The sequence below is a fragment of the Desertibacillus haloalkaliphilus genome, assembly GCF_019039105.1.
Taxonomy (GTDB): Bacteria; Bacillota; Bacilli; order Bacillales; family KJ1-10-99; genus Desertibacillus; species Desertibacillus haloalkaliphilus.
Window position 1 is genome coordinate 1 of sequence record NZ_JAHPIV010000334.1, and the last position, 379, is coordinate 379.

General features: G+C 49.6%; 1 protein-coding gene. It reads left to right on the plus strand.

The window, feature by feature from the left end; all coding sequences use genetic code 11:
* Positions 1-373 (plus strand): hypothetical protein (locus tag KH400_RS30020; protein WP_217228339.1); only part of this gene is annotated, 373 nt, incomplete at its 5' end.
* Positions 374-379 lie beyond the last annotated feature (6 nt).

Below are 379 nucleotides of genomic sequence, written 5' to 3' on the forward strand. Positions count from 1 at the left end.
AGGAAAAAAGGGAAAGAAGGAGAAAGGGGAAGGGGGAAGGGGGAGGGGGGGGGGGAGGGAAGAGAAAGAAAGAGAGAGGGAGAAGAAAAGGAGGAGGAAAGGGGGAAAGAAGGGGGAAGGGAAAAGGGGGAAAAGAGAGAGAAAAAAAAGGAAAGGAAGAAAGGAGGAGGAAGAGAAGAAAGGGGAAAGAGGGAAAAAGAAGAAGAAAGAAGAGAGGGAAAAAGAGAAAAAGGGGGAAGGGAAGAGGGAAGGGAAAGGGGAGGGGAAAAGAGAAGGGGGGGGAGAGAGAGGAGAAGAAAGGGGGAGGGAGGGAAAGAGGAAGGAAGGGGGGGAGAAGAGGAAGAAGGAGAAAGAAAGGAAAGAAAAAGAATAGAAATGA